The following is a 24,423-nucleotide window of genomic DNA, read 5'->3' as shown; positions in this document are numbered from 1 at the left end:
GACGACGATCACGATGCCCGCGTTCAAGGAACTGGTCTTCTCCGGCGTTCAGCCGACCGGAAACCTGCACCTCGGCAACTATCTCGGCGCGATCAAGCGCTTCGTCGCCATGCAGGCGCAGTTCGAGTGCCTGTACTGCGTCGTCGACCTGCACGCGATCACGGTGTGGCAGGACCCGGCCGAGCTGACGCGGCAGATCCGCGAGGTCACCGCGGCCTTCCTGGCGGCCGGCATCGATCCGGCCCGCTCGGTGGTGTTCAACCAGAGCCAGGTGCCGCAGCACGCGGAGCTGGCCTGGATCTTCAACTGCGTCGCCCGCCTCGGCTGGCTCAACCGCATGACGCAGTTCAAGGAGAAGGCCGGCAAGGACCGCGAGAATGCGAGCATCGGCCTCTACGATTACCCGGTGCTGATGGCGGCCGACATCCTGGCCTACCGCGCCACCCACGTGCCGGTGGGCGAGGACCAGAAGCAGCACCTCGAGCTGACCCGCGACATCGCCCAGAAGTTCAACAACGACTTCTCGGCCGCGATTCAACAGCACGGCCACGGCGAGGCGTTCTTCCCGATCACCGAGCCGCTGATCGGCGGGCCCGCCGCCCGGGTGATGTCCTTGCGCGACGGCACCAAGAAGATGTCGAAGTCGGATCCGTCCGACTATTCGCGCATCAACCTCACCGACGATTCCGACGCCATCGCCCAGAAGGTGCGCAAGGCCAAGACCGACGCCGAGCCCCTCCCCTCCGAGACCGCCGGCCTCGAGAAGCGGCCGGAGGCGGATAATCTCGTCGGCATCTTCGCGGCGCTCAGCGAGGCGAGCCGCGAGGACGTGCTGCGCGAATATGGTGGCGCCCAGTTCTCGGCCTTCAAGGGCGCGCTGGTCGATCTGGCTGTGGCCAAGCTCGGGCCGATCGGCGCCGAGATGAAGCGCCTCGTCGCCGATCCCGGCCATATCGATGCGGTGCTGGCCGACGGCGCGGCGCGGGCCGAGGCCATCGCCGCGCCCAACATCGCCGCCGTGAAGGACATCGTCGGCTTCGTGCGCCGGCGCTGACGGGCAAAGCCCAGACCCGCTCGACGGCGGTGATTTGACTTCCCCCACCATCAATCCACTCCGCCTCAGTCCGGGCTCCGCTGCGCGGCCTCGGACTGACGCAGAGACCGCCGACCCTGCGGGCGCGGATCGAACAGGTTTTCAGAGACGATCGCGCGGCCCGAACATCGTCCCATGAGACAGGCTCCCACCGAGAACCGGGCCTCCCAACCCCGCGACTTCGTCCATCTCCGGCGCGAGGCCACGAGCGGCATCGAGGCGGTGACGGCGCGGTTCCTCGGCCACGCCTACGACATGCATCACCACGACGAGTGGCTGGTGGGCGTGACGCATGAGGGCATCCAGGACTTCTACTGTCGTGGGGCGCGCCGGCAGAGCAGCCCCGGGCGGGTGATCCTGATCGAGCCGGGCGAGCGGCACGACGGGCAGGCGGTCCGGGAGCCGGGCTTCCGCTACAGCATGCTGTACCTGCCGCAGGACTGGCTGCGCTGCCGGATGGGCGGCAGCGACGCGGGGATCGGCTTTCGCCGCACGCTTGCCGACGACCGCGCGTTCGGCGGGGCGATCCATCGAGCCTGCCGCGCCGTCTTCGGCGCCACGTCACCGCTCGAGACCGACGCAGCCCTCGACGACCTCGCCGGGCATCTGCGCCGCCATCTCGGCGCCGCGGGTTCAGGCCCATCGCCGGACGGCGGTCCGGAGGTCGCTGAGCGGGCCATGGACTTCATGCGCGCGCACGCGGCGACGGCCTTCGGCCTCGACGCGCTCGCCCAGGCGGCCGGCGCCGCAGACCGGTTCCAGCTCGCCCGCGCCTTCCGCCGTCGCTTCGGCACCTCGCCCCATGCCTGCCTGGTCGAGATCCGCCTCGCCCGGGCCCGGGCGCTGCTGCGCGCCGGAACGCCGCCGGCGGACGCGGCGCTGGAAGCGGGTTTCTCCGACCAGAGCCATCTCGGCCGCTGGTTCCGCCGCGCCTACGGCCTCACGCCCGCCGTCTACCGCAGCGGGCGCACGAACGTTCCAGACGCCGCCCTCGCGGTCGGCTAGCCCTGCATGCGATCGCCCGCAGGGAGACCCCGATGTTCGACACCAAGGTGGCCATCCTGGTCCGCGAGGACCTGGCCGTGTGGCAGAAGCTGAACGTCACCGCGTTCCTGGCGACCGGTATCGCCGGCGCCGTGCCGGAGGCGATGGGCGAACCCTATCTCGACGCGACGGGGCGTCGGCACGCCCGCCTGCTTGGCCAGCCGATGCTGATCTTCGCCGCGACCAGCGAGGTGCTGCAACGGGCCTGGCAGCAGGCGATCCAGCGCGACCTCGTCCGCAGCGCCTATGTCCGGGCGATGTTCGAGACCGGGCACGATGCGGCCAACCGCGAGGTCTTTGCCCGCGAACCCGCCGACGCGCCGGACCTCGTCGGTCTCGCCCTCCACGGCCCGAAGAAGGACATCGACAGGACCACCAAGGGCGCCTCGCTCCACCCCTGAATCCTCGAGCGGGATCGGCTGTCCGATGAACCTGCCGAAACAGGCTCACTCCTTCAGATGGTCCAGCGGCAACGCCGTCGTGTACTTCACTTGGTCGAGCGCGAAGCTCGACCGGATCTTCGCCACCCCGGGAATCCGGGTGAGGTGATCGACGATCAGCCGCTGGTATTCGGCCAGATCTTCCACCACCACCCGCAGCAGGTAATCGGCCTCGCCGCTCATCAGGTAGCACTCCATCACCTCCGGGCGGTGGCGGATGGCGTCGGAGAAGGCCTGGAGGGCGGCCTGGGTCTGCTTCTCCAGCGAGACATGGACGAAGACGTTGACGTGGAGACCCAGCGCCTGCGGGTCGGCAACCGCGACGCAGCGCCGGATGATGCCCTTGGCCTTGAGATCGGCGACCCGGCGCCAACACGGCGAGGTCGAGAGGCCGACCGCCTCGGCGAGGTCGCCGATGCCGACCTCGCTGTCCTGCTGCAGGTGCTCGAGGATGCGGATCGAGGCCGGGTCGAGGTCGACGGGTCTGGCCGGCACGCTTTCTGTCTCCCGGAGGCTGAAGGGCGGTCGAAACGGCCACCTAAGCAGATTCGCGTTGGCAGGCCCACGCGTCGTCCGCTTCGCTTCTTGTCGTGTCGCAGATTGTTGCCGCAAAACCGGCGACCACTTTTGCGGGATCTGCTTAGCACGCCTCAGGCGGCAGATGCGTCCTGATCGTTCCACAGCCACGCCGCTCCGCGCACCCCCGAGGCATCGCCGTGACGGCTCTGCCGGATGGGGGTGTCGAAGCCGCCGCCGAAGACGTGCGGGGCGACCCGCTCGGGAAGAGCCTCGTAGATCTCGGAAATCGTCGAGAGGCCGCCGCCCAGCACGATCACGTCCGGGTCGAGGAGGTTGACGACGCCCGCGATGCCGCGCCCGAGCCGGTCGAGCCAGGCCGCGAAGGTCGCTCGTGCCGCCGCGTCGCCCTGGCGCATCGCCGCGACGATCGCCTCGCCGCTCATCGCCCGGTCGGTGCGGCGGGCGTGGTCCGCGGCGAGGCCCGGGCCGGAGAGCCAGGTCTCGAGGCAGCCGTGCCGGCCGCAATAGCAGGCCGGGCCCGGGCGCTCGTCGTCGGCGGGAGCGGGCAGCGGGTTGTGGCCCCATTCCCCGGCGATGCGGTGGCGCCCGGACAAGGCCCGGCCCGCGAGCGCGATGCCGGAGCCGACCCCGGTGCCGAGGATCACCGCCCAGACCAGGGCCGCCCCCTCCCCCGCCCCGTCGACGGCCTCGGAGACCGCCAGGCAATTGGCGTCGTTCTCCAGCCGGACCGGGCGGGCGAGGATTCTCGCGAGGTCGTCGCCGAGGGTCCGGCCATTGAGCCAGGTCGAGTTGGCGTTCTTGACCCGGCCGGTCGCCGGCACCAGCGCGCCGGGGATGCCGATCCCGACGGTGCCGATGCCGGCAGCCTCGGCCTCCAGCGCGGCCACGAGGCCCGCGATGGCCCGGAGCGAGGCATCGTAATCGCCCCGCGGGGTCGCGATGCGCCGCTCGGCCCGCACCCGGCCGTCGCGGTCGAGGGCGATCCCGGCGACCTTGGTGCCGCCGAGATCGATGCCGATGCGCAGGCCCGTCATCGGGTCAGGGCGCGACCGGGACCGGCTTCTCGTCGGCGATCTCGGTGCCGATCGCGACGGGATTGGCCATCACCTCGCGCAGCTTGACTGGATCGAGCTCGCCCTCCCAGCGGCTGACCACCACGCAGGCGACGCCGTTGCCGACGAGGTTGGTGAGCGCCCGGCACTCCGACATGAACTTGTCGATGCCGAGGATCAGCGCCATCGCGGCGACGGGCACCGGGTTGCCGGGAATCGCGCCGAGCGTCGCCGCGAGCGTCACGAAGCCGGCGCCGGTGACGCCCGAGGCGCCCTTCGAGGTCAGCATCGCCACCGCGATGATGGTGGCGTACTGCCCGAAGCTGAGATCCGCCCCCACGGCCTGGGCCAGGAACAGCGTCGCCAGCGTCATGTAGATGTTGGTGCCGTCGAGGTTGAACGAGTAGCCGGTCGGGATGACGAGGCCGACGACCGAATCCGAGGCGCCGAGGCGCTTCATCTTCTGCATCATGTGCGGCAGCACCGTCTCGGACGACGAGGTGCCGAGCACGATCAGGAGCTCGTCCTTGATGTAGGCCAGGAACTTGAGGATCGAGAAGCCGGAGAAGCGCGCGATCAGCCCGAGCACCACCAGCACGAAGAGCAGGCTCGTGAGGTAGAACGTGGCGACGAGGCCCGCGAGGTTGCCGAGCTTGCCGATGCCGTACTGGCCGATCGTGTAGGCCATGGCGCCGAAGGCGCCGATCGGCGCGAGCTTCACGATCATGCCGATGATGCGGAAGAAGATCTCGCCCGCCGCCTCGATGGCGTGGATCGCCGGCTTGCCGCGCTCGCCGAGCCCCGTGATGACGATTCCGGTCAGCACCGCGATCAGCAGGATCTGGAGCAGGTCGCCGCCCGCGAAGGCGTCAAAGTAGCTCTTCGGGATGATCGCCATGATGTGGGCGACCGTCGAGTCGGCCTGCGCCTTGCTGGCGTAGCCGGCGACCGCCTTGGCGTCGAGCTGCGCCGGATCGACGCCGAAGCCGGCGCCCGGCTGCACGATCTCGCCGACGATGACGCCGATGACGAGGGCGAGCGAGGACACCACCTCGAAGTAGATCAGCGCCTTGAGGCCGACGCGGCCGACCTTCTTCAGGTCGCCGATCGACGCGATGCCGTGCACGATGGTGCAGAAGATGATCGGCGCGATCATCATCTTGATGAGCGCGATGAAGGCATCGCCGAGCCATTTCATCGACTTGGCGGTCTCGGGCAGGACGTAGCCGAGCAGCACGCCAAGCGCGATGGCGATCAGAACCTGGATGTAGAGGACCTTGTACCAGGGCTGCGACGAACCTGGGGCCGTCGCGGACGGCGTGGCGTGCTGCATGGTCGTTCTCTCCCCGAGGTGCCGGCCGCCGCCTTGGGATCGGCCGTCGCGGTGCGGCCTCCGCCGCGTGACTGTCGTGTGGAACAGCCCGCGACCCGGACAGTGTAGGAAGTCCGCACCGCGCGTTCCAAGTCTAAAATCAGGGAAAACCCTTCGATTGTCCCCGCTACGCTCCCGATGCCTTTGCGACAGGGGGATTCAATGCTGCCTTTGCGACCTTCGCACCTCGCAGCCGCCTCCGCGCGACCGATCGGAGATCGGACGCGGGCCAAGCGGAGCGTTGCGTGCCGTGCGGGCGCGTCGGCGTCAAGCGTCTGACGGATTACGGAGCACCATTCAACCGTGGAGTGCCGATTCGTCGCGACGGGTCGCGCTCACTTGGCACGAAAAATCCCGGGCTCCGTCAGGGCGGAACCCGGGATGGGCCGAATCGGGACGCGGTCGAGGAAGATCTGCCGCCCTCAGGGCGTCGGCTGGGTCCGGCGCGGGCGCACGGTCCAGCGCTCGAAGGCCGGCGTACCGTCGTCGCGGGCGGCGTCCCCGCCCGGCACCGCAGCGCCGAGGGCCTGGGACAGGCTCTCGATCACGTCGTCGATGCGGGTATCCGGATGCGGCTCCGGCGGCGGGGGCGGCGGCTCGGGGGCGGCCTCGGCCTGGGGCGGCGGGGGCGGCGCCTCGTGGACGGGCTCGGGCTCAGGCGGCGGAGGCGGCGTCGGTTCCGGCTGCGGCGGGGTGGCGATGCGGCGCAGGGCGTTGACCACCCCGGCCTCCTCGCCGTTGCGGCTCGGCGCGGCGTAGCGGCCGAACCCGTAGCGCGGCTCGATCAGGTCGAGCACGGCGTCGAGGGCGGCGTTGGACAGGCCGATCTCGCCGGGCTGCGGCACGCCCTGGAGGGCGATGCTACGGCCCTCATAGGCCTGATCAGTGCTCACCTCGGGGCCGAACCACGGCGGGACCGGGAAGCCGTTGGCCTCATCGGGATTGTCGAATACCACCGAGACGACGTCGACGTTGCCGGGGGCGACGTAGCGGTCGATCAGGGCGTCGCGGCCGTTGCCGAGGGCCACCTGGGTGCGGTCGTAGGCGGCGCGGCCGGCGCAGACATCGAGGAGCGCGTCGCCATGGGCGCGCGGCACCTCGGTGCGCTCCTCGCTCGAGGCGCCGCCGTCGGAGGTGACCAGGACGAGGTGGCACTGGCCGCCATCGACGCGCACGAAAGAGGTCCGGCCGGATTGGGGCGGGAAGTAACCTTCGGTGATGCGGGAGGAGCCGCGCTCCTTGCGGATCAGGCGGACCAGCGCCGGCGCAACCTGGAAACGTCGTACGAGGGTCATACGCTCAACTCCACGGGGGTCGCGGCCAAGAGGCGCCAAAGAGGCTATGGACCGCGATCGGCGTCAACTCTCGCGTATCGACCGATCATGGCGACGGAATCAAGGCCGTGCTCCCACCGCCCCCCGATTTATTGACGGAATTCTGTTGTGCGGCGCGCGATGCTGGGATCACGCTCGACTCGCCGCGATCAGGGCCTCGGCGGTGCCGGCGAGCGAGCGATTCGGGCCGTCGGCGCCGAAGATCTGCCCGCAGGCGAAGGCGCCCTCGACGAGGAGCAGCAGCGCGTCGGCGAGGCGCTCGGGCGCGCGGGCGCCGAGCGTCCCGGCGACCTCGGCAAGGCGGGCGTGGAGCGCGCGCTTGCCCTCCCGCGCCGCCTCGCGGACAGGGTGATCGGCCTCAGGATACTCGACCACGGCGTTGGTGAGGCCGCAGCCGCGGAAGCCCGGCCGGGCGCTGCGCCGGGCGATTCCGTCGAGGAAGGCGACGAGCCCCGCCCCGGGGTCGCCGGGATGGGCCGCGAGCGCCTCGTCGAGGCGGGCGCGCAGGCCCGTGTCGTAATCCTCCAGGCAGGCGACGACGAGGGCGTCCTTCGAGGCGAAGCCGCGATAGAGGCTCGGCTTCGTCACGCCGGCCCGGGCCACGATCTCGTCGACGCCGACGCCCCGGAAGCCGCGGCTGTAGAACAGGTCGCGGGCGGCCGCCCGGATCCGGTCGCCGGCCCGGACAGGTGCAGCCCCGTCATGCCCCTCCGCCATGTTTTCACCCTTGACGATGTTACTGACCGGTACGTAACGTCGTAGCACGATTCGGGGAGGATGTCCCAGCATGAGTTCGACATTGTCGCCGCGGGGCCTCGCCTCCCCCGTTCCCGCTCCGCCGAGGCCCCGTCCCTTCGGGCAGAACTACGCCTTCGTGGTGGTGGGCGTGATCTTCCTGTGCCTGCTCGCCGCGGCGGGCCTGCGGGCCTCGCCGGGCGTGCTGATCCTGCCGCTCGAGCAGGCCTTCGGCTGGAGCCGGGGCACCACCTCCTTCGCCGCCGGGCTCGGCATCTTCCTCTACGGGCTCGTCGGCCCGTTCGCCGCGGCCCTGATGCAGAGCTTCGGCATCCGCCGCACGCTGCTGTGTGCGCTCGCCCTCATGGCGGCCTCGACGGCGCTCAGCGCCCTGATGAGCGAGCCCTGGCACCTCGTCGCCACCTGGGGCGTGCTGTCGGGCCTCGGCAGCGGCTGCGTCGCCATCGTGCTCGGCGCCACCGTCGTCAACCGCTGGTTCGCGGTGCGCCGCGGCCTGTTCATGGGGCTTCTCACCGCCAGCACCGCCACCGGCACGCTGGTCTTCCTGCCGGGCCTCGCGGCGATCGCGCAAGCCGGGGGCTGGCAGCCGGTGGTGCTCACCGTCGCCTGCGCCATCGCGGCGCTGATCCCGCTCGTCGCCTGGCTCCTGCCGGAGCGTCCCTCCGATATCGGCCTCACGCCCTACGGCGCCGCGCCCGGCACCGTCTCCGAGCCGCCCCGGCGCGCCAACCCGTTCCGGGCCGCGATCGACGGGCTGGTGCGGGCGAGCCGCAAGGGGGATTTCTGGCTCCTGTTCGGCACCTTCTTCATCTGCGGGCTCACCACCAACGGGCTCGTCGGCACGCACCTGATCTCGTTCTGCGCCGACCAGGGCATCCCCGAGGTGCGGGCCGCGGGGCTGCTCGCGCTGATGGGCGTGTTCGATCTCATCGGCACCACCGGCTCAGGGTGGCTCACCGACCGCTACGACCCGCGCAAGCTGCTCTTCGTCTATTACGGCCTGCGCGGCCTCTCGCTGATGGCGCTGCCCTTCACCGACTTCTCGTTCTACAGCCTGTCGATCTTCGCGGTGTTCTACGGCCTCGACTGGATCGCCACGGTGCCGCCGACGGTGCGGCTCGCCAACGAGGCCTTCGGCGAACGCGACGCGCCGATCGTGTTCGGCTGGATCGCCGCCGGCCACCAGCTCGGCGCCGCGACGGCCGCCTTCGGCGCCGGCCTGGTGCGGGCCTCGGAGGGGCGCTACCTCGAGGCGTTCCTGGCCGCCGGCCTCACCGCCGTGATGGCCGCGCTGATGTCGCTGATGATCGGCCGGATGCGCCAGGCGGCACCGGCGGCGGCGTGACGAGGCGCCGGGCGTAGCCCGCCGGCTCACGCCCGGCTCCTGTTTTTCCGTGCGTTTTTCAGGCTTTCCGCGCCTTGCCCTGGTCGGGGCGACCGGTCTACCCCATCTGATCGGCGGGCCGTCCGGGCTCGCGACGTGAAGGCCGTTCTCCCGAGGTCATCGATGCTCACCGACACTCCCGCGGCCGGCCAAGCCTCCGCCGGCCAAGCCCCTGCGGGCGCCCTGATCAAGGACACCACCACCGCGACCTTCCGCCAGGACGTGATGCAGGAATCCCTGCAGCAGCCGGTGCTGGTCGATTTCTGGGCGCCCTGGTGCGGGCCGTGCAAGCAGCTCACACCGATCATCGAGAAGGCCGTCAAGGATGCCGGCGGCAAGGTGAAGCTCGTCAAGATGAACATCGACGAGCATCCCCAGATCGCCGGCCAGCTCGGCATCCAGTCGATCCCGGCGGTGATCGCGTTCCAGCGCGGGCAACCGGTCGACGGCTTCATGGGCGCCCTGCCCGAGGGCCAGGTGAAGGCCTTCATCGAGCGCCTGGTCGGCCCGCTCGGGCCCACCGCGGTCGAGGACCTGATGGCGGAGGCGCAAGCCGCCGCCGAGGCCGGCGATCCGGACGCCGCCGCCGAGATCTACGCCGCGGTGCTGGGCCAGGAGCCGGGCCATCCCGGCGCGATCGCGGCGCTCGCCCGTCTCCTCCTCGACCGCGACGACGTCGAGGGGGCCCGCCGCTTCCTCGAGGCGGCACCGCCCGAGGCGGCCAAGGACCCGGCCATCGCCGCCGTGAAGGCGGCGATCGAGCTCGCCGAGCAGGCGGCCTCCCTCGGCGACCTCGCCGGCCTGCAACACCGGATCGACGCCGATCCGGCCGATTACCAGGCGCGGTTCGACCTCGCGCTCGGCCTCAACGCCAAGGGTCAGCAGCAGGAGGCGATCGACCAGCTGATCGAGATCGTCCGCCGCGACCGGTCGTGGAACGACGACGGCGCCCGCAAGCAGCTGCTGCAGCTGTTCGAGGCCTGGGGCCCGATGGACCCGATGACCATCCGCGGCCGGCGCAAGCTGTCGGCCCTGATGTTCTCCTGAGGCTCGGCCAAGTCGACGTCGAAGTCGATTCCGGCGCGGCATTTACGCCGGACAGGTATCCACGCCGGAGGGCAGCGCCCTAGAACGTATGCTGCGATCCCGGGCCCGAGACGACGGGGCCCGGGATTTCCTTCGATCCGCGCGGGAGCGACGCCGATGAGCATGAACGTCGCCTACAAGGGTCCTGCCGACTGCCCGGCCGAGATCCCGGTCTTTCCTCTTCCCGGCGCATTGCTGCTGCCGCGGGGCCAGATGCCGCTCAACATCTTCGAGCCGCGCTATCTCGCGATGGTGGACGATGCACTCCGCACCGACCGGGTGATCGGCATGATCCAGCCGGATGCCGAATCCGGCGAGACCCCGTTGTCGCCGAAACTCTTCCGGGTCGGCTGCGCCGGCCGGGTCACCCAATTCGCCGAGACCGGCGACGGCCGTTACCTGATCTCCCTCACCGGCATCGCCCGTTTCCGGGTCGAGGAGGAACTGTCGACCACCACCGGCTATCGCCGCTGCAAGGTCACCTTCGCGCCATTCGAGAGCGACTTCCACGCCCGCGCCGGCGAGGAGGCGGTGGATCGCGCCGGCGTGCTGAAGGCGCTGCGCGACTTCGTCGAGGCCAACGATCTCAAGGTCGACTGGGCCGGCATCGAGGAGGCGCCGAACGAGGCCCTGGTCAACGCGCTCTGCATGATGAGCCCGTTCGGCCCGCGGGAGAAGCAGGCGATGCTGGAGGCGCCCGACCTCAAGACCCGGGCCGAGGTACTGATCGCCGTGACCGAGATGGAACTGGTGCGGGGATCGGGCAGCGAGCCGACGCTGCAATGACCCGGGCATTGCGCTAAGGCGTCGCGACCCGACCATTCGGAAGGACCCCCATGACCGATTCCCCCGCGCCCTTCGAAACCACCCGCGTCGACCCGAAGCTGCTCGAGCTCCTGGTCTGCCCCCTGACCAAGGAGCGGCTCGAGTACGATTCCGCGCGCCAGGAGCTGATCAGCCGTTCGGCCAAGCTCGCCTACCCGATTCGCGACGGCATCCCGATCATGCTGCCGGAAGAGGCGCGGCCGCTGGCGGATTGAGGGCGGCCCGAGCTGGCAGCGCCACGCGGAACTTGGCCCCGGCAGGACTTGACCTCAGGGGGACTTGACCTGAGGGTAACTTGGCCCTGCCCGGCCTCCCGTCGACGACCGGCTCGACGGGCTCAACCCGACGAACGCGCGGGAGTGCCGGCCGGCATTGCATCCCGGTCGAGTCGGCGGCTCTGCGGAAGAGCGCTGGCGGAGCGGTTCTCGGGGGCAGGTGGGGGCGGCCGTCGGTTCTCTTCCGCTGCGTCTCGCCACGGACCCGGCATCCTCGGCGTCATTCCGGATCCCGCTGCGCGGCTCCGGGATGGCCCCTGTGTGCGTCGGTTTTGTCGAAGACGATCAAACGTGCTCCGGCAGATCCCGCCGCATCAGCGCGTAGAGCCTGTCTCGATACGGAAAGGTCTCGGTCGTCCGCCATCCGATCCGGGCGTAGAGCCCTTCGGCGCTGCGGGTGTAGAGCCACAGAGTCGGGATCCCGAGGGCGATCGCCTCCGCCTCGACCGCCGCGACCGGCCGGACGGCGTGGCCGCGGCCTCGGGCGTGCGGGGCCACGAAGACGCCGGCGAGCCAGGGGGTGAGGTCGGGGCGCGGGTCGAGGTCGTGGGCGGCCAGGCTCGCCATGCCGACGGGCGCGTCATCCGCCAGAAGAACGCAGGTGCGGGGCATCGGGCCGGGGCCGGCGGCGCCCACGGATTCGGCCGCCATCACCTCAGCGAGGCCGCGGCCCTGCCCCTGCATGAAGGCCTCCCAGCGCCAGCGCGCGGTGACGGCCGCGAGGTCGGGTCGCTCGGTCGTGGTGACGATCGCGTGAGGCATCGGACGCTCCCGGGACGGGGCGATCCATCGCCCGGCCGAACCCCACCCATCAAGGCCATCGTCTCAATGCCAGCCTTGGCCGAAGCGGCCGGTCGAATGCATCAGCGTGTGCCCGCATTCGAGGCAGAGGTAGCGGGTCTCGACGCCGCCGCCGAACACCTCGACCACCGGGGTCGAGGCCACCACCATCAGGCGGGCATGGGGGCGCTCCTGCCAGTGCGCGCGCATCTGCCCGGAGCAGGCCCGGCAGGCGGCATCGTCGGCGCTCATCGGCGGCGGCCCGAGACGGGCCTGGAAACTCTGTTGGGCCATGCGGCGTCGGTCTCGTGCGGCGGGCCGCATCCGAAACGATCCCGGGACGGGTCGCCCGTCGGCCCCGCGGGATCAGCAAGAACGGGACCGGCGAGAAGAATGACATCGAGCGGGCGGGACGCCGCCCGCTCGGGGTCGGACCATGCGGAAGCGCCGCCGCCCGACCGGTACGGCCAAGCCTAGTCGGCGCCACTCCGCCAGTCGGACGATATCACTGTTTCGCGGGATTGCGGCAAGACTGTGCGGCAAGGCCGTGCGGGAGGCAGGCTTGCGCGCCAGGGCGGGTCTCCGGAACCGTGGCCGGCGGTGCAGGTTGTCTCGCCGCCGGAGGAGCGGGCCTTCGCGTTGCGGAAGGAGCCGGTTCGTGGGGCGTCGCCGGATCACTGTCTGGCTCGGAGGACTTCTCGTCCTGGCGGCCGCAGGGTTCGCAGTCGCGGCCTGGCGGCCCGCCCTCGCGCCGGGCTCCCCGACGCCGGCCGAGACCGCGCCGGAGCAGGTCCGCAAAGGCGCCATCCTCGCCTCCCTCGGCTACTGCGCCTCCTGCCACACGGCGGAAGGTGGCCGGCCCTACGCGGGTGGCCGCGGCGTCACGACGCCGTTCGGCACGATCGCCGCCACCAACATCACCCCGGACCCGGAAACCGGGATCGGCCGCTACACGCTCGATGCCTTCACCCGGGCGATGCGCCAGGGTGTCGACCGGGAGGGGCGCCACCTCTACCCGGCCTTCCCCTACACCCACTATGCCGGCCTGACCGACGCGGACGTCGCCGCCCTCTACGCTTTCGTGATGACCCGCGAGCCGGTGCGGGCGGAGGCGAAGGCGAACGCCCTGCCCTTCCCGCTTTCCTGGCGCCCTCTCCTCGCCGGCTGGAAGCTGCTGTTCGTGCGGGATCTCAAGATCCCGGCCGATCCGCGCCGGGACGCGGAGTGGCATCGTGGCGCCTACCTCGCCGAAGCTCTGAGCCATTGCGGCGCCTGCCACACTCCCCGCAACCTCCTGGGCGCCGAGGTGCGATCGAGGGCCTATGCGGGGGGCGAGGTCGACGGCTGGTGGGCGCCGCCCCTCGACCGGTCCTCCCCGGCGCCGCTCGCCTGGGACAAGGAGAGCCTCGCCCGCTACCTCGCCGAGTGGGACCCGCAAGCCGGCGGGGCCGCCGGGCCGATGCGCCCGGTGGTCGACGCACACCGGACCGTACCGGCAGGCGAGATCCGCGCGCTCGCGGCCTACACCGCGACGCTCTACGGCCCCGGGCCCGCCGGCAGCCGCACCGGGCCGGTCGACCGGGCGATCCCGGGCGACGACCCGGCCCTCGCCCGGGGCGCCGCGACCTATGCGGGCGCCTGCGCGGTCTGCCACGAGAGCGGCGGGGGTGCCGCCGGCGGCGTGCCCTACACCACGCCGTCCCTCGGCCACCGCACCACCTTGCGGGCGCCCGACCCGCGCAACCTGATCCTGGTCCTGCGCGACGGCATCGCCCCGCGGGAGCACGCGCCGGGCCCGATCATGCCGGCCTACGGCGCGATGCTGACACCGGCCCAGATGACGGACCTCGCCGCCTATCTGCGCGCCCGTTTCAGCCCCGACGGGCCGTGGCCCGGGCTCGACGAGACGGTGCGGGACCTGATGCGGGACGCCCCCCGCCCTGGCGCCCATGCCGAGGCGGGGCGTTGAGAAGGAGACGCCGATGCCGACCCTGACGGTGAACGGCCGCACGCAGGCGGTCGCGGCGGAGCCGGAGACCCCGCTCCTCTACGTGCTGCGCGACGAATGGGGACTCAACGGCGCCAAGTTCGGCTGCGGCCTCGGCCAGTGCGGCGCCTGCACGGTGGAGGTCGAGGGCCGCGCGATCCTGTCCTGCCTCACCCCGATCGGGGTGCTCGAGGGCCGGCCCGTCACCACCGTCGAGGGCCTGGGGAGCCCGGAGAATCCCGGCCCGCTCCAGGCCGCCTTCATCGCCGAGAACGCGGCGCAGTGCGGCTACTGCATCGCCGGCATGATCATGCGGGCCCATGCCCTGCTGCGGTCGGTCCCGCATCCGAGCGAGGCCGAGATCCGCGCTGCGCTCCGGTTCAATCTCTGCCGCTGCGGAACCCATATGCGGATCCTCGCCGCCGTGCGCCGCGCCGCCGGGCTTGAGCCCCCCACAACCGGGGCGACGCCGTGACCGCGCTCACCCGCCGTACGCTGCTCGTCGGAGGCGCGCTCCTCGTCGGGATCGGGCTGCCACGGGAGCCCAAGGCCGCGTCCCTGCCCGGCGGCCTGGCGCAAGCGCCGCGGATCGATGCCTGGATCCGGATCGGCGAGGACGGTGCCGTGACGGTGCTCACCGGCAAGGCGGAGCTCGGCCAGGGCATCAAGACGGCGCTGATCCAGGTCGCGGCGGAGGAACTCGGGATGGCGCCCGCCGCCTTGCGCCTCCTCACCGCCGATACCGAGCTGACCCCGGACGAGGGCTACACCGCCGGCAGCCACTCGATGCAGGATTCCGCCACCGCGATCCGGCACGCCGCCGCGGCGGCGCGGGCGCTGCTCGTCGCGGCCGCCGGGCGCCGGCTCGGGCTCCCGCCGGACTCGCTGCGGGTCGAAAGCGGTGCGGTCGTCGGCCCGGACGGACGGCGCCTCGCCCTTAGCGAGATCGCCGGGGCGGTCGAGCTCGACGCGCCGGTGCCGGACAACGTCGCGCTGCGGGACCCGGCGGCCTACACGATCGTCGGGCGGCCGCTGCCGCGGGTCGACATCCCCGCCAAGGTCGCGGGCGGCGCGGCCTACGTCCAGGACATCCGCGCACCCGGCATGGTCCATGCCCGGATCGTGCGCCCGCCCCGCCCCGGCGCGCGGCTCGTCGATCTCGACGCAGACGCTGTCGCGTCCCGTCCCGGGGTGATCCGGGTCCATCGCGACGGCGACGTCCTGGCGGTGCTGGCCGAGCGGGAATACGCCGCCGTGACGGCGATGCGGGCGCTCGCGCGGGTCGCGGTCTGGCAGGGGGGCACACCCGTGCCGGAGCCCGACGCGCTCTTCGCCGACCTCGCCGGACGGCCGGCGAAGCGGACGATCATCCACGAGGCCGGCGCCGGCACGCCGCTGCCGCCGGGGCGCCGGATCACCGCGCGGTACCGGCGGCGCTACCAGATGCACGGCGCGATCGGCCCGTCCTGCGCGGTGGCCGAGTTCGACGGCAGCCGCCTCACCGTGTGGTCGCACGCGCAAGGCATGTTCCCCCTGCGCAAGGCGCTCGCCGAGATGCTGTCCCTGCCCGAGGAGCAGGTGCGCTGCATCCACGTCGAGGGTTCGGGCTGCTACGGCCATAACGGCGCCGACGACGCGGCGGGCGACGCGGCTCTGCTCGCCCGCGCCCTCCCCGGCCGGCCGGTGCGGGTGCAGTATACCCGCGAGCAGGAGCACCTGTGGGAGCCCTACGGTGGGGCGATGCTGACCGAGGCCTCGGCGGTGCTCGGGCCGGATGGGCGGATCGCCGACTGGGACTACGCGGTGCGCAGCCCGACCCACCTCACCCGCCCGCCCGGCGCCGGCCAGCTGCTCTCGGCCCGGATGCTGGCGACGCCGTTCCCGGCCCCGCCGCCGAAGGCGCTGCCGCAGCCCGAGGGCGGCGGCGACCGCAACGCCATCCCGCTCTATCGCCTCCCCCGGGCGCGGGTGGCGCACGACTTCGTCGCCGACATGCCGCTCCGGGTCTCGGCCCTGCGCAGCCTCGGCGCCTACATGAACGTGTTCTCGATCGAGAGCTTCCTCGACGAGCTGGCCGAGACCGCCGGCGCCGACCCGGTCGCTTTCCGCCTGGCCCATCTCGACGATCCGCGGGCGCGAGCCGTCGTCGAGGCCGCCGCCGAGCGCTTCGGCTGGGGCCGGCCCCTGCAGAGGGGGCGCGGCGCCGGCTTCGCCTTCGCCCGCTACAAGAACCTCGCGGCCTATTGCGCCGTCGCGGTCGAGGTGGAGGTCGCGCGCGAGAGCGGACAGGTCCGGCTGGTGCGGGCGCAAGCCGCGGTCGATGCCGGGCAGGTCGTCAACCCGCACGGCATCCGCGACCAGATCGAGGGCGGGATCATCCAGGCGATGAGCTGGAGCCTGTTCGAGGCGGTGGCGCACGATGCCGAGGGCCCGACGAGCCGCGACTGGAGCACCTACCCGATCGCCCGCTTCCCCGACATTCCCGAGCACATCGCCGTCCACCTGATCGACCGCTCAGGCCACCCGTTCCTCGGCGCCGGCGAGGTCGCGCAGGGGCCGACCGCCGCGGCGCTCGCCAACGCGATCCGGCACGCCGCGGGAGTGCGCCTGCGCGAGCTGCCGATGCGGCCGGAGCTGGTGAAGGCGGCGATCGGGGTGTGACGCGAGCGGCGGGCGCCTCGCTCAGGCAGCGACCTGCCGCAGGAAGCGCTCGACCTCGGCGTCGAGCCGCGCGGTGAGACCGTCGACCTCCCGAGCGGCCGCATCGACCGTGCCGGCGGCGCCGGCCGTCGTGCGGGCCGCGGCGATCACTGTGTCGAAGTCCCGCGCCATGGCGCGGGAGGCCTCCGCCGCCCCGCCGGCGCTGCGGGAGATCTCCTGCGTCGAAGCAGCCTGCTGGGTCACCGCCGAGGCGATGCCGGCGGTGGTCTCGTCGATGTGGTGCATCCGGGTGCGGATGCGCGCCAGGGCGGCGGCGGTCTCCTCGGTGGCACCGCGCAGGCCGGCGACCTGCCGGGTGATCTCCTCGGTCGCGGTCGCGGTCTGGCCGGCGAGCGCCTTGACCTCGGCAGCGACCACCGCGAAGCCGCGGCCCGCAGCGCCTGCCCGGGCCGCCTCGATCGTCGCGTTGAGCGCCAGCAGGTTGGTCTGCGCCGCGATGGCGTCGATCAGCGCCACGACGTCGCCGATCTGGGCCGAGGCGCGGACCAGCTCGCAGACCCGCCCATCCGCCGCCTCCGCTTCGACGAGGGTCGAGGCGGTGCTCTCCCGTGCCCGGGCGACCTGGCAGGTGATGTCGCCGACCGAGGCCGACAGTTCCTCGGCGGCGCCCGCTACGGTGGCGACGTTGCCGGTGGCCGCCTCGGACCGGGCGGAGGCCGCCGCGATCGCACCTTCCGCCGCCTCGGCCTGCACCGCCATCGCGCCGGCCCGCTCGCTCAGGGCCGCGACCCGCCCGCCGAGGGCCGCGACCAGGGACGCCACCTCGCCTCGGAAAGTTGCGACCGCCGCATCTCGCGCGGCGCGCCGGCGCTCCGCGGCCTCGCTCCCGAGCCGGCCCTCCTCCTCGAGGGCGAGGGCGCGACGGCTGGTCTCCCGCAGGGTTTCGAGGGCCTTGGCGACGGCGCCGATCTCGTCGCCCCGCCCGGCATGGCGGATCGGGGTCTCGAGGTCGCCGGCGGCCAGGCCCGAGACCCGGGCGGCGATGTCGACGAGGGGTCGGACCAGTCGCCGGGCTACGAGGGCCGCCGCCAGGCAGGCGAGGAGCGCGATTGCCCCCGCCGCGAGGGTCACGGCGCGCATCGCCGCCGCGTGGGTGGCGTAGGAATCCTCCACCGGCACCCCGACGTAGAGGACGCCGTTGACGCGGCCCCCGGCGTCGCGGGTCGGCTGGTAGAGCGTCTGGAAGCGCCGGCCGAACAGGGTCACCTCGCCCCGGAAGGCCTCGCCGCGGCGCACGGCCCCTTGCGCCGGGCTGTCCGCTGCCAGCGGCGTGCCGACCGCGCGCTCGCCGTTCTCCTTCCGCACCGTCGTCACCCGGCGGATGAAGGCGTCCCGCGCCGGATCGTAGGCGAACACTGTGGCGCTGCCGCCGACATAGGCGACGGAATCGTCGACCACCGACGCGTCGGCGAAGTCCGTGAGGGCGGGCGCGGTCACCGTCGTCACTCGCCCGCCCTCGACCGTCACCGTCGCGCCCGGCACCCGGCCGGCGAAGACCAGGGCGAGGCTGCGCCCGTTCTGCTGCGCCCGCTCCAGATCCTGCCGCTGCAGGTCGAGCCAGATCTGCCGCGACGCCGTCATCCACATCGCTGCCGTCGTCGTGACGATCGCACAGGCGACGATCATGACCAGCTTCGTCGTCATCCCGATGCGGCTCTTCATTTCCCGTTCCTCTGGTTCAGGTAACGGTTACGCGAGAGATATTGACGTTTGGTATCGCGAAATCGTTCAGATATATTTGAAGACCGCTGAAATAGTGATGTAATATTTTTTCCGCCGCACGGTGACGGCACATGGACGAGCACTGGCCGGCCGCGGCGCGACCACAGATCCCAGGAAATTTTTCCAAGTGACGCGAGCGTCGGCGCGCGAGCAAGACAGACGCCACGGGCCTCCCGTCATCGCTTGAACTGGCGCCCGAAGCCGGGATCGGTGCTGCTGTCGCCCGAGCGGGCGAAAACGCTACGACGCAGCCGAGTGAAAGGTCCCGTGAACGGCATCGGGTCCCGCGTTGGTCTTGCGCCGTGGCCGACGCGCCGTCGCCTGGCAGCGCACCTCCGGCGCGACGCATCGCGTCCGACCGTCCCAGAGGCGCCGGCGGGGCCCTCGGCCCCGCCTCTGAACTCGCCTTCGTCCGTCCCGCACCTTCGGCGCGAAGGACATCAATCCGACTTTGCCCACGCCTCCGGCGCGGACCACCTCAAGCCTTCTTCTTCGCCCGCGCCTTCGGCGCAGCCTTGGCGGCCGCGACCGTCTCGGCCTCGCGGGCGAGGCGCAGGGCCTTGAGTCGGGCGGTGTTGTCGTCGCGGCTGCGCTCCGCGCTGGCGAGGTCGGCCCAGGCCTGCGCCGCCATCTCGGCCTGCATCTGGGCCCGCGCCGCGCGGGTCTCGGCCTGTCCGCGCGCGGTGCTGTCTTGGGTCGCCATGACGTCATCCCTCTTGCGAGGCGCGGGCGAGCCGCGGCCTCGGAGAGGCGCCGGGCCGAACGGGCCGCCGAGTGCGGCCCGCCCCCGGCACCCTCTCCTCATGTAGGGCGTGGCGGACGATTGTCATGCGCTCACGACCCGTCCAGGCCGGAGGACGGGGTGCGGACCGGTCTCGAAGCCTCGACGGCCGGGGTCTCAATGGGCGTTCGGCGACCCGTGCCGGGGCTCCTCGGGCTCGTCCCCCGCCAGGGCCTCGGCGAAGGGAAATTCCAGCACCACCTCGCCGGCCTCGTCGGTCACCACCAGGCTCGCGGCGAGCAGCCGGTCCTGGTTCTTCGGATCGTCCATCATCGCGCGGATGATCGAGCGCGACGCCTCCCAGGCGTGATCGGGATCGCGTAATTCTTCGCCGTTCAGATCGGTGATCACGTCCTCGCCGATGTGAGTGTTGAAGAAGTATCGGGGCATGGGCAGTCCTTCCGGCCGAACATTCGCTCTACCTGCCCTGTTCGTCCCTCCGGTTCCAGTCCCCTGATCGGGTGATGCAATGCCGATTTCGACGCGTTTGCCCGATTGGGGATCGAGAATGACGAGTCCCATCGTCAGCTCCTGTGCAACGCGCCCCGCCGCCCGGGCTCAGTGAGGCTGCAACTTGTGGCAGAGATGAGGCCCCATGCGCAATTAAACGCCGAGTTGCCCCAGACCGACGCGGCGGGTGACGCCGCACCGTCGTCGCGGGGGCGCAGGAGCCGTGAAGAAGTCGGCTATAGTCCTATTGCGCCAGGCCCACGATTCAGCTTTGCTGAGTGCGGGACGCCGGTGGAACGCTAGGTCAGGGAATACCGGCGTCGCTCGGCCTCTCCCAAGGGAGCCTCAGACGTCCGATGTTGTGGCGCATCACCCAATGGAGCCGCAAGCCGCTCGCACCCGCCCTCGTCGGGGGGTTCGATCCGGTCTACTATCTCGGCAAGAACCCGGACGTGGCGGCCGAGGGCTGCGACCCCCTCGAGCATTACCTGCATTTCGGCTGGCGCGAGGGGCGGGACCCCTCGGCCGAGTTCAGCACGAGCGGCTACCTCTCCGCCAATCCGGACGTGGAGCGGGCGGGCGTGAATCCCCTGCTCCATTACCGCGAGCACGGCCTGGCCGAGCGTCGGCGCGGCTGGCAGAAGCCGGGCGCCTGACCCCGGGTCCGGGTTCGGGCACCTGAACTCACGACCCTGAGTTCCGGCACCCGGGCCCGTCAGCTGCCCCGGTAGGTGCTGTAGGCGTAGGGCGCGATCAGCAGCGGCACGTGGTAATGGTTCAGGCCGGACCGGACCACGAAGCGGACCGGCACCTCGTCGAGGAAGTCGCCGGCGCCCGCATCGCCCGAGGCCGCGAAATAGGCGCCGACCGCGAAGACCAGCTCGTAGATGCCGGGCACCAGCGCCGCGCCCGAGAGCAGCGGCGCATCGCAACGCCCGTCCGCATTGGTGAGGGTGCGGGCGACCACCTCCCGCGCGCCGTCGGCCAGGCGCCAGAGCTGCACCGCCACCCCTGCGGCCGGGCGGCCATGGGCGGTGTCGAGCACGTGGGTGGTCAGGCGCGGCGTCTCGGGGTGCGACGGGGTGGGCACTGACATCGTGAGGTCTCCGGTCTCTGCCTCCCGGGGTGCCCGAGGGCTGCCGCTCGGTCAAGCGCCGCTTGACCCGCACCGTGCCGGGCGCCCAGCATGCCGGCCCGATCCCGCCGGAGCCCCCGCATGGCCTCGCTTCTCCTGCGCAATGCCCATCGCCTCGTCACCATGGACGAGGCGCGGCGCGAGATCGACGGCGGCTTCGTGCTGGTCGAGGGGAACCAGATCGTCGCCGTCGGCGGGCCCGAGGCGGTCCCGGAAGCCGCCGACACGGTGATCGATCTCGCCGGCCACGTGCTGCTGCCTGGCCTCGTCAACACGCATCACCACATGTACCAGTCGCTCACCCGCGCGGTGCCGGGGGCGCAGGACGCGGACCTGTTCGGCTGGCTGAAGGCGCTCTATCCCGTCTGGGCCCGGCTCACGCCGGAGATGGTGCGGGTGTCGGCGCAGACCGCGATGGCCGAGCTGATGCTGTCGGGCTGCACCACCTCGAGCGACCACCTCTACCTCTATCCCAATGGCTGCCGCCTCGACGACAGCATCGAGGCGGCGGACGCGATCGGTCTGCGCTTCCACGCCGCCCGCGGGGCGATGAGCCTGGGCGAGAGCGCCGGCGGCCTGCCGCCCGACGCGCTGGTCGAGGGCGAGGCCGCGATCCTCGCCGACACGCGCCGGTTGATCGAGACCTGGCACGATCCCGCCCCTCGCGCGATGCGCCGGATCGTGGTCGCGCCGTGCTCGCCCTTCTCGGTCAGCCCGGGGCTGATGCGGGACGCGGCGGCGCTCGCCCGCGCCTACGGCGTCTCCCTGCACACGCATCTCGCCGAGAACCAGGACGACGTCGCCTATAGCCGCGAGCGCTTCGGGGTGACGCCGGCGGAATACGCCGCCGATCTCGGCTGGGTCGGGCCGGACGTGTGGCACGCCCACTGCGTCAAGCTCGACGAGGACGGGATCCGGCTGTTCGCCCGCACCGGGACCGGGGTCGCGCATTGCCCGTGCTCGAACATGCGGCTCGCCTCCGGCATCGCCCCGGTGCCGCGGATGCGCTGCGAGGGCGTGTCGGTGGGTCTCGGCGTCGACGGCTCGGCCTCGAACGATGCCGGTCACCTCCTCGGCGAAGCGCGCCAAGCCCTGCTGCTCGCCCGGGTCGGTCACGGCCCGGCCGCGATGAAGGCCCGCGAGGCCCTGGAGATCGCGACCCTCGGCGGGGCCAGGGTGCTCGGGCGCGACGATATCGGGGCGCTGAAGCCCGGCATGGCCGCCGATTGCGTCGCCTTCGACCTGCGGGGTCTCTCCACCGCGGGCGCCCTGCACGATCCGGTCGCCGCCCTGGTGTTCTGCGCGCCGCCGGGCGTGGCGCTGAGCATCATCAACGGGCGGATCGTGGTGCGGGACGGGCGACTGCTCACGCTGGACACGGGGGTGCTGGCGGAGCGGCACAATGCGCTGAGCCGGCGGCTCGTCAACGGAGAATAGCCTCCTGGCTCAGAGGCCGGCCAGCGCCCGATCGACCGCCGCCTCGGCATGGAGCGCGGTGGTGTCGAAGAGCGGCACCGGGCTGTCCTCCGGCCGCACCAGCAGCATGATCTCGGTGCAGCCGAGGATGATCGCCTCCGCTCCCCGCTCGACCAGCCGGGCGATGACCGCCTGGTAGGCCTTGCGCGAGGCCGGCAGCGCCCGGCCTTGGACCAGCTCCTCGTAGATCACCCGGTGGACCTCCGCCCGGTCGGCGGCCGCGGGCACCAGCACGTCGAGGCCGTGGCGCGACGCGAGGCGGCCCTTGTAGAAATCCTGCTCCATGGTGAAGGCGGTGCCGATGAGGCCGACACGGGACAGGCCCGCGGCGCGGATCCGCTCCGCCGTCGGATCGGCGATGTGCAGCAGGGGCAGGCCGATCGCCGCCTGCACGTCGTCGGCCATGCGATGCATGGTGTTGGTGCAGATCACCACGAAATCGGCTCCGCCCCGCTCCAGCCGACGCGCGGCGGAGACCAGCTCGGCCGTTGCCTCGTCCCAACGGCCGGCATGCTGCAGGGCCTCGATCTCGCCGAAGTCGAACGACCACATCAGGCAGCGCGCCGAGCGCAAACCCCCGAGACGGGCGCGGACGGTCTCGTTGACGATGCGGTAATACTCGGCCGAGCTCTCCCAGCTCATCCCACCGATCAGGCCGATAACCTTCTGCTGCACCACAGGCTTCCTCCCGATCGACGATACGCGCCGGAAAAACCTGCCGCCGGTCATCCGACGGCAGGTGCACCGGCCTTACTTCGCCAGCGCCGCCAGGATCCGCGCCCAGGAGCGCGTGCCCTTGTGGAAGCTCTGCAGGTCGTACTTCTCGTTCGGCGAATGCACCCGGTCGTCGTCGAGGCCGAAGCCGACCAGAAGGGTGTCGAGGCCGAGCGTGCGCTTGAAGTCGCCGACGATCGGGATCGAGCCGCCGGAGCCGATGGTCACCGGGGCCTTGCCCCATTCCTCGGCGAGCGCGGCCTTCGCTGCCTCGAGGGCCGGCATGCCGTGGGGCAGCGCCAGCGCCCGCGAGCCCTTGTGGGTGACGACCTCGACCGAGCAATCGGCCGGGATGCGCTCCTGGACGAAGGCGCGGAAATTGCGGTCCAGCGCCTCCGGGTCCTGGTCGCCGACGAGGCGGAAGGAGATCTTGGCGCTGGCCTTCGAGGCGATCACCGTCTTGGTGCCCTCGCCGGTATAGCCGCCGATGATGCCGTTGGCGTCGCAGGTCGGGCGGGACTGGATCTGCTCGATCAGCATCCGGTCGCGCTCGCCGGCTGGCCGGTCGAGGCCGACGGTGCCGAGGAAGCTCTCGGGCGTCAGGTTGAGGCCCCGCCACTGCTCCAGCACCGGCGCAGGCGTCTCGTGCACGCCGTCGTAGAAGCCCGGCACCGTCACCCGGCCCTGGTCGTCGTGCAGGTCGGCGATGATGCGCGAGAGCACACGGATCGGGTTGGCGGCGGCACCCCCGAACAGGCCCGAATGCAGGTCGCGGTCGGCGCACGTCACCGTGACCTCGAAATAGGCCAGGCCCCGCAAGGAGGAGGTGATGGCCGGGGTGTCGCGGTCCCACATCCCGGTGTCGCAGACCAGCGCGACATCGGCCTTCAGCTCCTCGCGGTTCGCCTCGACCCATTCGGGCAGGAACTTCGAGCCGACCTCTTCCGCGCCCTCGATCAGGAGGGTGACGCCGACCGGCAACTCGCCGTCGATCGCCTTGAAGGCCCGGCAGGCCTCGACGAAGGTCATCACCTGACCCTTGTCGTCGCAGGCGCCGCGCGCGCTGATCACCGTGCGGCCGTCCGGGAGCGTCGCCATGCGCGGCTCGAAGGGCTGCTTCGTCTCCCACTCGTCCACGGGGTCGACCGGCTGCACGTCGTAATGGCCGTAGAACAGCACGTGCGGCGCGCCGGGCTTCGGGGAGTGCGCCAGCACTACCGGATGGCCGCCGGTCTCGCGCAAGGACGCCTCGAAGCCCATGGCGGCGAGATCGCCCTTGAGCCATTCCGCCGCCTTCCGGCACTCCGCCGCGAAGGCCGGATCGGTCGAGATCGACGGGATGCGCAGGAAGGCGAACAGCCGCTCCAGGGAATTGTCGAGGTCGCGGTCGATGTCGTTGAGGATCCGGTCAAGCGCGGCCATGCGGTGTCTCCGGTCTGGCCGGGCGCCCGTCGCG

At 71.8% G+C, this 24,423-nt stretch carries 25 protein-coding genes; 12 read left to right on the top strand and 13 right to left on the bottom strand.

The window, feature by feature from the left end; genetic code table 11:
• Positions 1 to 13: 13 nt before the first annotated feature.
• From trpS to MFF64_RS11945, 3 genes are all read left to right on the top strand, one after another.
• Positions 14 to 1,054 carry a tryptophan--tRNA ligase gene (trpS, locus tag MFF64_RS11955; RefSeq protein ID WP_099905782.1) on the top strand — a complete coding sequence of 347 codons (1,041 nt, stop codon included), beginning with the start codon at positions 14 to 16 and terminating at the stop codon, positions 1,052 to 1,054.
• Positions 1,055 to 1,228: 174 nt separating this feature from the next.
• Positions 1,229 to 2,098 (top strand): AraC family transcriptional regulator, encoded by an 870-nt coding sequence (locus tag MFF64_RS11950; RefSeq protein ID WP_099905784.1) that lies wholly within the window; start codon positions 1,229 to 1,231, stop codon positions 2,096 to 2,098.
• Positions 2,099 to 2,130: 32 nt separating this feature from the next.
• Positions 2,131 to 2,538 (top strand): DUF2000 domain-containing protein, encoded by a 408-nt coding sequence (locus MFF64_RS11945; RefSeq protein ID WP_099905786.1) that lies wholly within the window; start codon positions 2,131 to 2,133, stop codon positions 2,536 to 2,538.
• A 45-nt stretch (positions 2,539 to 2,583) separates the two neighbouring features.
• Here MFF64_RS11945 and MFF64_RS11940 read toward each other — a convergent pair whose 3' ends face one another.
• The 5 genes from MFF64_RS11940 to MFF64_RS11920 form a co-directional block, all read right to left on the bottom strand.
• A complete protein-coding gene (locus MFF64_RS11940; RefSeq protein WP_238190889.1) occupies positions 2,584 to 3,072 on the bottom strand; it encodes an Lrp/AsnC family transcriptional regulator in 489 nt (162 codons plus the stop codon).
• A 155-nt stretch (positions 3,073 to 3,227) separates the two neighbouring features.
• Positions 3,228 to 4,151: an ROK family protein gene (locus MFF64_RS11935; protein WP_099906828.1), complete on the bottom strand. Its 924-nt coding sequence runs from the start codon at positions 4,149 to 4,151 to the stop codon at positions 3,228 to 3,230.
• Between the two features lie 4 nt (positions 4,152 to 4,155).
• Positions 4,156 to 5,502, bottom strand: coding sequence for a dicarboxylate/amino acid:cation symporter (locus tag MFF64_RS11930; protein ID WP_099906826.1), 1,347 nt, complete (start codon positions 5,500 to 5,502; stop codon positions 4,156 to 4,158).
• A 461-nt stretch (positions 5,503 to 5,963) separates the two neighbouring features.
• On the bottom strand, positions 5,964 to 6,836 hold the full coding sequence (locus MFF64_RS11925) for a CYTH domain-containing protein (protein WP_099906824.1): 873 nt from the start codon (positions 6,834 to 6,836) through the stop codon (positions 5,964 to 5,966).
• 168 nt (positions 6,837 to 7,004) lie between these two features.
• On the bottom strand, positions 7,005 to 7,592 hold the full coding sequence (locus tag MFF64_RS11920; RefSeq protein WP_099906822.1) for a TetR/AcrR family transcriptional regulator: 588 nt from the start codon (positions 7,590 to 7,592) through the stop codon (positions 7,005 to 7,007).
• A 70-nt stretch (positions 7,593 to 7,662) separates the two neighbouring features.
• On the opposite strand from MFF64_RS11920, the gene MFF64_RS11915 reads away from it, so the two are divergent.
• From MFF64_RS11915 to MFF64_RS11900, 4 genes are all read left to right on the top strand, one after another.
• Positions 7,663 to 8,976 (top strand): MFS transporter, encoded by a 1,314-nt coding sequence (locus MFF64_RS11915; protein WP_099906820.1) that lies wholly within the window; start codon positions 7,663 to 7,665, stop codon positions 8,974 to 8,976.
• A 162-nt stretch (positions 8,977 to 9,138) separates the two neighbouring features.
• Positions 9,139 to 10,062: a thioredoxin gene (gene trxA / locus MFF64_RS11910; protein ID WP_099906818.1), complete on the top strand. Its 924-nt coding sequence runs from the start codon at positions 9,139 to 9,141 to the stop codon at positions 10,060 to 10,062.
• Between the two features lie 156 nt (positions 10,063 to 10,218).
• Positions 10,219 to 10,887, top strand: coding sequence for an LON peptidase substrate-binding domain-containing protein (locus MFF64_RS11905; protein ID WP_099906816.1), 669 nt, complete (start codon positions 10,219 to 10,221; stop codon positions 10,885 to 10,887).
• 50 nt (positions 10,888 to 10,937) lie between these two features.
• Positions 10,938 to 11,141 (top strand): Trm112 family protein, encoded by a 204-nt coding sequence (locus tag MFF64_RS11900; protein ID WP_238190887.1) that lies wholly within the window; start codon positions 10,938 to 10,940, stop codon positions 11,139 to 11,141.
• A gap of 345 nt (positions 11,142 to 11,486) precedes the next feature.
• Here MFF64_RS11900 and MFF64_RS11895 read toward each other — a convergent pair whose 3' ends face one another.
• Positions 11,487 to 11,963 (bottom strand): GNAT family N-acetyltransferase, encoded by a 477-nt coding sequence (locus MFF64_RS11895; protein ID WP_099908256.1) that lies wholly within the window; start codon positions 11,961 to 11,963, stop codon positions 11,487 to 11,489.
• A gap of 63 nt (positions 11,964 to 12,026) precedes the next feature.
• Positions 12,027 to 12,275 (bottom strand): hypothetical protein, encoded by a 249-nt coding sequence (locus MFF64_RS11890; protein ID WP_238190885.1) that lies wholly within the window; start codon positions 12,273 to 12,275, stop codon positions 12,027 to 12,029.
• A gap of 364 nt (positions 12,276 to 12,639) precedes the next feature.
• Between MFF64_RS11890 and MFF64_RS11885 the strand changes: the two genes are divergently transcribed.
• The 3 genes from MFF64_RS11885 to MFF64_RS11875 are packed head-to-tail and all read left to right on the top strand — an operon-like array spanning position 12,640 to position 16,629.
• A complete protein-coding gene (locus MFF64_RS11885; protein WP_238190883.1) occupies positions 12,640 to 13,950 on the top strand; it encodes a cytochrome c in 1,311 nt (436 codons plus the stop codon).
• A gap of 13 nt (positions 13,951 to 13,963) precedes the next feature.
• A complete protein-coding gene (locus tag MFF64_RS11880; protein WP_099908260.1) occupies positions 13,964 to 14,443 on the top strand; it encodes a (2Fe-2S)-binding protein in 480 nt (159 codons plus the stop codon).
• Positions 14,440 to 16,629 (top strand): xanthine dehydrogenase family protein molybdopterin-binding subunit, encoded by a 2,190-nt coding sequence (locus MFF64_RS11875; RefSeq protein WP_099908261.1) that lies wholly within the window; start codon positions 14,440 to 14,442, stop codon positions 16,627 to 16,629. Before MFF64_RS11880 ends, MFF64_RS11875 begins: the two co-directional genes overlap by 4 nt.
• 21 nt (positions 16,630 to 16,650) lie before the next feature.
• Here MFF64_RS11875 and MFF64_RS11870 read toward each other — a convergent pair whose 3' ends face one another.
• The 3 genes from MFF64_RS11870 to MFF64_RS11860 all read right to left on the bottom strand — a co-directional run bounded on the left by MFF64_RS11870 (position 16,651) and on the right by MFF64_RS11860 (position 19,582).
• Entirely contained in the window at positions 16,651 to 18,351 is a 1,701-nt protein-coding gene (locus tag MFF64_RS11870) for a methyl-accepting chemotaxis protein (RefSeq protein ID WP_099908263.1), read from the bottom strand.
• A gap of 538 nt (positions 18,352 to 18,889) precedes the next feature.
• Positions 18,890 to 19,114, bottom strand: a complete 225-nt coding sequence (locus MFF64_RS11865) for a hypothetical protein (protein WP_099908265.1) — start codon at positions 19,112 to 19,114, stop codon at positions 18,890 to 18,892.
• A gap of 195 nt (positions 19,115 to 19,309) precedes the next feature.
• A complete protein-coding gene (locus tag MFF64_RS11860) occupies positions 19,310 to 19,582 on the bottom strand; it encodes a DUF6894 family protein (protein ID WP_099908266.1) in 273 nt (90 codons plus the stop codon).
• 416 nt (positions 19,583 to 19,998) lie between these two features.
• Between MFF64_RS11860 and MFF64_RS11855 the strand changes: the two genes are divergently transcribed.
• Positions 19,999 to 20,298: a hypothetical protein gene (locus tag MFF64_RS11855; protein WP_099908268.1), complete on the top strand. Its 300-nt coding sequence runs from the start codon at positions 19,999 to 20,001 to the stop codon at positions 20,296 to 20,298.
• Between the two features lie 59 nt (positions 20,299 to 20,357).
• On the opposite strand, the gene uraH is transcribed toward MFF64_RS11855, so the two are convergent.
• The gene (gene uraH, locus MFF64_RS11850; protein WP_099908270.1) at positions 20,358 to 20,738 is read right to left on the bottom strand and encodes a hydroxyisourate hydrolase; all 381 of its coding nucleotides are present in this window, start codon (positions 20,736 to 20,738) and stop codon (positions 20,358 to 20,360) included.
• A gap of 120 nt (positions 20,739 to 20,858) precedes the next feature.
• On the opposite strand from uraH, the gene MFF64_RS11845 reads away from it, so the two are divergent.
• Positions 20,859 to 22,214 carry an 8-oxoguanine deaminase gene (locus MFF64_RS11845; protein ID WP_099908272.1) on the top strand — a complete coding sequence of 452 codons (1,356 nt, stop codon included), beginning with the start codon at positions 20,859 to 20,861 and terminating at the stop codon, positions 22,212 to 22,214.
• A gap of 9 nt (positions 22,215 to 22,223) precedes the next feature.
• Here MFF64_RS11845 and MFF64_RS11840 read toward each other — a convergent pair whose 3' ends face one another.
• Both MFF64_RS11840 and MFF64_RS11835 read right to left on the bottom strand, forming a co-directional pair.
• A complete protein-coding gene (locus MFF64_RS11840) occupies positions 22,224 to 22,928 on the bottom strand; it encodes an aspartate/glutamate racemase family protein (RefSeq protein WP_273557149.1) in 705 nt (234 codons plus the stop codon).
• Positions 22,929 to 23,003: 75 nt separating this feature from the next.
• Positions 23,004 to 24,389 (bottom strand): M20/M25/M40 family metallo-hydrolase, encoded by a 1,386-nt coding sequence (locus tag MFF64_RS11835; RefSeq protein WP_099908276.1) that lies wholly within the window; start codon positions 24,387 to 24,389, stop codon positions 23,004 to 23,006.
• Positions 24,390 to 24,423 lie beyond the last annotated feature (34 nt).

Origin of the sequence: Methylobacterium frigidaeris, from assembly GCF_022179185.1 — a bacterium.
In the GTDB taxonomy this organism is placed as follows: domain Bacteria; phylum Pseudomonadota; class Alphaproteobacteria; order Rhizobiales; family Beijerinckiaceae; genus Methylobacterium; species Methylobacterium frigidaeris.
This window is presented reverse-complemented; position numbering and strand designations above follow the sequence as displayed.

Excerpts from the sequence above, each read along its gene's own strand:
- MFF64_RS11880 (WP_099908260.1), top strand. The coding sequence starts at position 13,964 with ATGCCGACCCTGACGGTGAACGGCCGCACGCAGGCGGTCGCGGCGGAG.
- MFF64_RS11895 (WP_099908256.1), bottom strand. The coding sequence starts at position 11,963 with ATGCCTCACGCGATCGTCACCACGACCGAGCGACCCGACCTCGCGGCC.
- trpS (WP_099905782.1), top strand. The coding sequence starts at position 14 with ATGCCCGCGTTCAAGGAACTGGTCTTCTCCGGCGTTCAGCCGACCGGA.
- MFF64_RS11915 (WP_099906820.1), top strand. The coding sequence starts at position 7,663 with ATGAGTTCGACATTGTCGCCGCGGGGCCTCGCCTCCCCCGTTCCCGCT.
- MFF64_RS11920 (WP_099906822.1), bottom strand. The coding sequence starts at position 7,592 with ATGGCGGAGGGGCATGACGGGGCTGCACCTGTCCGGGCCGGCGACCGG.
- MFF64_RS11835 (WP_099908276.1), bottom strand. The coding sequence starts at position 24,389 with ATGGCCGCGCTTGACCGGATCCTCAACGACATCGACCGCGACCTCGAC.
- MFF64_RS11890 (WP_238190885.1), bottom strand. The coding sequence starts at position 12,275 with ATGGCCCAACAGAGTTTCCAGGCCCGTCTCGGGCCGCCGCCGATGAGC.
- MFF64_RS11855 (WP_099908268.1), top strand. The coding sequence starts at position 19,999 with ATGTTGTGGCGCATCACCCAATGGAGCCGCAAGCCGCTCGCACCCGCC.
- MFF64_RS11925 (WP_099906824.1), bottom strand. The coding sequence starts at position 6,836 with ATGACCCTCGTACGACGTTTCCAGGTTGCGCCGGCGCTGGTCCGCCTG.
- uraH (WP_099908270.1), bottom strand. The coding sequence starts at position 20,738 with ATGTCAGTGCCCACCCCGTCGCACCCCGAGACGCCGCGCCTGACCACC.
- MFF64_RS11870 (WP_099908263.1), bottom strand. The coding sequence starts at position 18,351 with ATGAAGAGCCGCATCGGGATGACGACGAAGCTGGTCATGATCGTCGCC.
- MFF64_RS11905 (WP_099906816.1), top strand. The coding sequence starts at position 10,219 with ATGAGCATGAACGTCGCCTACAAGGGTCCTGCCGACTGCCCGGCCGAG.
- MFF64_RS11935 (WP_099906828.1), bottom strand. The coding sequence starts at position 4,151 with ATGACGGGCCTGCGCATCGGCATCGATCTCGGCGGCACCAAGGTCGCC.
- MFF64_RS11900 (WP_238190887.1), top strand. The coding sequence starts at position 10,938 with ATGACCGATTCCCCCGCGCCCTTCGAAACCACCCGCGTCGACCCGAAG.
- MFF64_RS11845 (WP_099908272.1), top strand. The coding sequence starts at position 20,859 with ATGGCCTCGCTTCTCCTGCGCAATGCCCATCGCCTCGTCACCATGGAC.
- trxA (WP_099906818.1), top strand. The coding sequence starts at position 9,139 with ATGCTCACCGACACTCCCGCGGCCGGCCAAGCCTCCGCCGGCCAAGCC.
- MFF64_RS11865 (WP_099908265.1), bottom strand. The coding sequence starts at position 19,114 with ATGGCGACCCAAGACAGCACCGCGCGCGGACAGGCCGAGACCCGCGCG.
- MFF64_RS11945 (WP_099905786.1), top strand. The coding sequence starts at position 2,131 with ATGTTCGACACCAAGGTGGCCATCCTGGTCCGCGAGGACCTGGCCGTG.
- MFF64_RS11860 (WP_099908266.1), bottom strand. The coding sequence starts at position 19,582 with ATGCCCCGATACTTCTTCAACACTCACATCGGCGAGGACGTGATCACC.
- MFF64_RS11930 (WP_099906826.1), bottom strand. The coding sequence starts at position 5,502 with ATGCAGCACGCCACGCCGTCCGCGACGGCCCCAGGTTCGTCGCAGCCC.
- MFF64_RS11950 (WP_099905784.1), top strand. The coding sequence starts at position 1,229 with ATGAGACAGGCTCCCACCGAGAACCGGGCCTCCCAACCCCGCGACTTC.